The following is a 5,757-nucleotide window of genomic DNA, read 5'->3' on the forward strand; positions in this document are numbered from 1 at the left end:
CTCGGTGACCTTGAGTCGATCACTCGGGAAGGTACGCCTCCACATCCCACGAGGCACCCCACCCGAAGCCGATCCACAAGTCTTGAGCATTGCTCGCTGGGTGAAGGAGATCGGCCCTCCGGGGAGGATTCGCAGCGGACGTGGAGCATCCCCCCACCTCCGGCGGGTCTGCGGCCGCTCCCGCAGACGCATCTCTATCGCCGCCCTGACCTGCATCGCCGCGTCGGGCGACGGGCGATGCGACGGACGCAAGAGTTTCGCATGCGTGACTAACCTTTACAGGTATACCGGAAGCCTCGGACTCTACGAGCTCATAATATGATCTTGTTGAGATGCCTGTTGGCGACGCCTCAAAAAAGCCTCACTCATGATCCTGTTACGAGCTCTATGGTCATTCGGGACGAGCGGATAAAGCCATCGCCTTGCAAGGTAGGACAACCTTTAGAGCTAGACCCCTCCGCCGTATCCCGGCGGACCACCTGCATTACGCGGTGGCACGTTGGCGTTGAGACGGAAGACGTTGGTAGGGTCGTAGTGGTTCTTCAAAGCGGTAAGTCGCGCCAGCTGTGTACCGAAAGCCGCCTGAACTTCTTGGGCGGTCTCGTCGGACAGGAAGTTTGCGTAGACCCCGGCACTATAGGGGCGAAGCTTCTGCCATTGCTCCCGCACCCAGGCGCGATGGCGGTCGGCCTGCCCGGCAGACGCAGGCCAAGCGGCAATCATGCTTAGCTCGAAGCCCATTTCTCGCTCGCCCACCGCTGTGGCCCCCGAGGCTACTCTGCTTACCGCTCCGCCCACCGCCCATCCGGAGAAATGGGAGCGAGTTGAGGTCAACGTGTGTACACCTGAGAGGATGATGTCAATCACATCGTCGTTCAGGTCGGGCAACCGGTGTGCTTTCCAGTAGTAGTGCATGCCGGGTTGGGCGTCGTTGTCGAGCATTGACTGTATCGCCAGGTACGGGCTGGGGCCCACCATGTCGGCCAGCGGCGGTCCTAGCCTGCGCAGCGGCTCAATCGCCTGCTGGCCGTTTTCCAGGTCGCCGGCCCAGACCAGCAGCAGAATCAGGACTGGCATGCCGTACTGTTCCGCAGAGAGAAACGGCAGTGGCGGCGCGAGCCGCGCAGCGATGGTGATCCCGAGCTCATCTGGGGCCTCGTGGACGAAATCCCTCAGGAACCGCAGCACCTCGGCTCCTCGAGAGATCGGCCAGACGATCGGGCCTCCGAGCACCAGCGGCCCGACCGGGTGAAGGCGGTATTCTAGCGACGTGGCGATCCCAAAGTTGCCGCCCCCCCCGCGCAGTCCCCAGAACAGCTCCGGCTCGGTATCCGCATCGACGTGCACACGTTGCGCATCGGCTGTCACCAGGTCCACCGATAGCAAGTTATCCACGGTCAAGCCGTGTTTGCGCATCAGGTGACCCAGCCCACCGCCCAAGGTCAACCCTGCAATCCCAGTGTGGCTGATGATACCGCCGGTGGTGGCCAGCCCGTGGTCTTGGGTGGCCTTGTCGAATTCGGACCACAGCAGGCCTCCCGCCGCGCGCGCGCTGTGAGTCTGACCGTCTACTGAGACCGTTTTCATGAGCGAAAGATCGATCATAATTCCGTCGTCGCAGACGGCATGGCCAGCAACGGCATGGCCACCGCCCTTTACTGAGATAAGCAGATCCTGATTACGCGCGAAGCGGACCGCCTCGACAACGTCATCCTTGCCCGCGCAGCGTGCGATCAGTGCTGGTCGCCGGTCGATGATACCGTTCCAGACCCGGCGCGCTTCCTCATATCCCTCCTGCGTGGGGAGCAACAGCGCCCCCCGAAACTGGGAACGCAGTTGCGCGAAAGCCTGTTGATTTATTTGCATCACGTACTCTTCTTTCTTGCGCATGGTCTAAGTGACTCTGCGTGTGTTTTGTATCCGTTCTCCTCCAATCGCAGAAAGACTCATTTTGCGGTGCTGAGGCACCTTTTTGTTATCAGACCGAACGCCGACTGGTTGCCTGGCCAAGGGTGTCGGCGAGTTCGCGACGAGTTGTTACACCGAGCTTGCTGTAGGCATGCTGCAAGTGGTTGTCCACGGTTCGCACGGAGAGATGCAGAATGGCGGCGATGTCCTTGCTCGATGTGCCGGCGGAGGCAAGCAACGCAACCTCCCGCTCCCGCGCGGTGAGTGCTGCAACGGCTTCTGCCGTTGTCAGCAGAGGAGTACCCACCCCCGGGCAGCGAGTCGCGCACGCCTGAGCTTGGACGGCGGCGGCGGCCGCTCGCCGAGGCTGGCCAAAGCGCCGCCACAGGGAGGAAGCAACGGTGGCCGCTTCGGCCGCCAGCAAGTCCGCCCCGATAGCCTCCAAGTCGGTCGCTGCGGCGAGGAGCAGGTCGGGATTGTTAGCCGCCAGCGCGGTTGCTAGGCGAGCTCGGGCGGGGGCGAAAGTCCCGTTGCAAAGTTGACTCAGTTCTGTGAGCCGGTCGACAACCGCTTCAGCGTCTCCCAAACGGGCAACATCAGTGAGCAGCAACGCTTCCGAGGTGATGTTGTCGGCTTCCCGGGCAGTCTTGGCTGCCTGGGCCAGGACTTGCCTCGCACGGGAGAGGTCACCTGAGGCCGCATACAACCATGCCTCACCCAGGTGTTCCTCACCGACAAAAAATCCCGGCACTGGGTAGTCGCTGTTAGGGATATCATTTAGAGTCTCTCGTGCTGTTTCCAGATCTCCGAGCACAGCAGCGGCTGCGGCCAAGCCGGAGAGTGCGAGACGCATCTCCCTGAACTGGTTCTGCGTTTGACTGAGTGTGACGCACTCGGCGTACCATCGGCGGGCGGCTGCAGCGTGGCCGGAAAGCCATTCTGTACGAGCCAGGAACAGGCTGCTCCGTAGTTGTGGCATGCGCGCGCGGACAGCGATGAGGGCGTCGAAGGCGTATGTACAGGCAGCACGAGCTTCCCGCAACTGACCACTCTCGCCCAATGCGACACCTTTGTAATGCGAGGCAGACGCGGGGTGTGGGCGGAGAGCTTTCTCATCTACCTGACGGTGGACTCTATCAACATGCTCAGCCCAACCTATTGCCTCTATGGGACGGCCCAAGACCGTAAGCCCCATAGTTTTCATCATTGCCCCTATCAACCAAGAATCAACGCTGGCTGCCTGAAACGGGTCCGCCTCCAGATGTGAGAGCATCGCCAACCCCCTGGCCGGTTCTCCTGCGGCGATTCGCATAGCGCCTTCATTGACTTGCAAAGCTCTGCGTCCGGCTGGACTTACTACCTGCCTTCGGGCGGCATCATTCACGGCCAGTGCTGCCGTGGGATCGGCTCTGCCCCAGGCCAACGTCATGGTCCGGGCCATTGTCACTGCAATTTTATCCTCTTCAGTAATCGCCTTCGCGTCGGCCTCGGCCAAAACAGCCTCGGCGTGCTTGGAAGCACCGAGGTGGAGAAGTGCGTCGCCGTACAGTAGGCTGGTTTGCACAGTTTGATGCGAAAAGGGGAGTACTTCCAAAAGGGTAGCAGTTTGTTTATAGTCGTGCGCATGCCGGGCGAGAGTGGCTGCTTGAACCAGCAATGAGGGGGCAGCGGTGCCAGTGGCGGCCAGCCGCCAAGTGGCAATGTGCAGGGCGTCCTCCCGGCGGCGAGCGCCATGGGATTCGACTCGATCGGCCTGAGCCAAGAGCAGGGTGCGGCGGCGGAGGGCGGGGATGCCGGCGCGCAAAATCTCTCCGTATAGCGGGTGGGCGAGCCGAAGGGTGGTGCGGCGCCGCTCAGTGGTGACCTGCACCAGCCCTGCTTCCTCCAAGCCAGCCAGAGTGCTGATCGAGGTGCCCTGCTGGGCATCGGCCAGGGCTATCGGCTCGCACAAAGCCAGCAACTCCAGCACCGACCGTGCCCGCGGGTCAGCTGTAGCCAACCGGGCTTCGATCAATTCAGCCAACCGCGGAGTGCCCACCGGCGCAGTCGCAGCCAGTTCCCAGATCCCCTCGTCGTTGGAAAGCGCCCCAGCCTGCAGCGCACCCAACACCAGCTCCCGCAGGTAAAGTACGTTTCCGCCAGAGGCGGTGTGCAGCTCGTGCAGGGTACTTCGCCCGACCGGCCCGTCCAGGGCGGCCTGCAGCACTACGCCGGCCTGCTCCTGAGTGAACACGCTCAGGTCGATCCGGTGCACCGCATCTCCGAGTGTCAATGCCTCTACTGCTTCGGTGACTGGTTCCCCGGTACGCACCGTGCCGATCAGGCGGATCACTCCGGCGTCCATGAGTTGGCGCAGCAGAACCGCTGAGGTAGTGTCCAGGAGGTGTAGGTCATCGACCCACACCGCCCATCGGCGCCTCTGTTCCGGTGCCCCAGAGAGGACTTGGGCGACCTGGGCGAAGCCCGCGACCGGGTTGGATAGGTCAACCCCGGCCGGAATCAGGTGAGCGATCGCTCCCAGCGGGACCGTGGCGGCCACCACTGACGCGGTTACCCGCGCACTCTTGAAGCCTTCGCGGACCGCCCGCGCCAGACACCCCTCAGCCAGCCGCGTTTTGCCCACCCCTGCAGGCCCGCAGATCACCAGCCCTTGGCAGCGCCGGTTCGCCCAGGCCGTGGCGAAGGCGTCCAGCTCGCCGTCTCTTCCTACCAGCGGCCACTGTCTCACTCGCTCTTGTACGCCCACGGCAGCCTCCCGACGGCACTGTCTTCGGCCGGCCGCGGCCTGCCATATAGGCCACAGTACTCGTTATCGGACGTAATCCGCGGTGAGGAAACAGTGACTGCCTCGCTAGTGTGATGCGCCAGAAAATGCGTGCTTAAGTGTCTTGCTGGTTTGGGGCGGCTGGCGGAGTGACGTTGGTGAGGTAGTCGGCGAGAGAGTTGAGGATCGCGTCGGCGGTCTTGGTCCAAGTGAAGGGCCTGGGGTTCTCATTCCAGGAGTCGATCCAGGCCCTGATGTCTTGCTCCAGGGCCTGGACGGAGGTGTGTGAGGCGACCCCCGTGACGTGGACACTCTGACAATGGATCTTGCAGATCCAAGGGAAGGTGTCTTGGTGGGACGTGAGTCCCCGTATCCGGCGGAGTTCAGGAATGACGCTGTCGCGCTGTACCGCGCGGCGGGCGGGAAGCGCACGTACGCGGCGGTCGCGGCGGATGTCGGGGTGAGCGGCGAGACGTTGCGGAGTTGGGTGCGCCAGGCCGACGAGCACGCGGGCCGCGATCACAGCCACGGCGAGCAGAGTGCGGAGAGCCGGGATGAGGAACTGGCCCGGCTGCGCGCGGAGAACGGCCGGCTGCGCAAGGCGGAGAAGGAGTGGGAGCTCGAGCGGGAGATCCTGCGCCGGGCAGCGGCCTATTTCGCCAAGGAGATGAAGTGAGGACCCGCCGCTGGGACTTCGTCTCCGCCCCCGCCGAGACCTTCGGCGTCCAGCGGATATGCCGGGTCCTTCGGTTCTCGCGCTCGGGCTTCTACCGATGGATCGCCGGCGCGAAGACCCGCCAGGAGCGGCAGGCCGCCGACGATGCCCTGCTGGTGGAGATCCGTGAGATCCACACCGAGCACAATGAGGGGCCCCGCGTTTTCCGGACAGGTGCTTATTGGCTAATTCATGCGGCGAGCTGTTGATTTAGGTACTCGTCGTGGGCCTCTCGTGGGGTCCGATACCCGAGTCCCGAGTGGCGGCGTTTTGTAGTGACTGCTCAGGAGGTTGTGTGACCTGCGGGTGATCGGTTCGTTGGTCTGTCCGTGGGAGCTTCCAGCCGTCGGCGTCCGTCGTACGACGATCT

At 63.2% G+C, this 5,757-nt stretch carries 2 protein-coding genes and 2 pseudogenes; 1 reads left to right on the forward strand and 3 read right to left on the reverse strand.

The window, feature by feature from the left end:
- Positions 1-447: 447 nt before the first annotated feature.
- The 3 genes and pseudogenes from ABZT03_RS42710 to ABZT03_RS42720 form a co-directional block, all read right to left on the reverse strand.
- Positions 448-1,890, reverse strand: coding sequence for an FAD-binding oxidoreductase (locus tag ABZT03_RS42710; protein WP_356049527.1), 1,443 nt, complete (start codon positions 1,888-1,890; stop codon positions 448-450).
- Between the two features lie 88 nt (positions 1,891-1,978).
- Entirely contained in the window at positions 1,979-4,654 is a 2,676-nt protein-coding gene (locus tag ABZT03_RS42715) for a LuxR C-terminal-related transcriptional regulator (RefSeq protein WP_356049529.1), read from the reverse strand.
- A gap of 133 nt (positions 4,655-4,787) precedes the next feature.
- Positions 4,788-4,964 (reverse strand): annotated as a pseudogene (locus ABZT03_RS42720) (IS630 family transposase); the annotation flags it as partial.
- Positions 4,965-5,024: 60 nt separating this feature from the next.
- On the opposite strand from ABZT03_RS42720, the pseudogene ABZT03_RS42725 reads away from it, so the two are divergent.
- Positions 5,025-5,533: pseudogene (locus tag ABZT03_RS42725) on the forward strand (transposase); the annotation flags it as partial.
- Between the last annotated feature and the right edge of the window lie 224 nt (positions 5,534-5,757).

It is taken from the genome of Streptomyces sp. NPDC005574 (assembly GCF_040605435.1).
GTDB lineage: Bacteria > Actinomycetota > Actinomycetes > Streptomycetales > Streptomycetaceae > Streptomyces.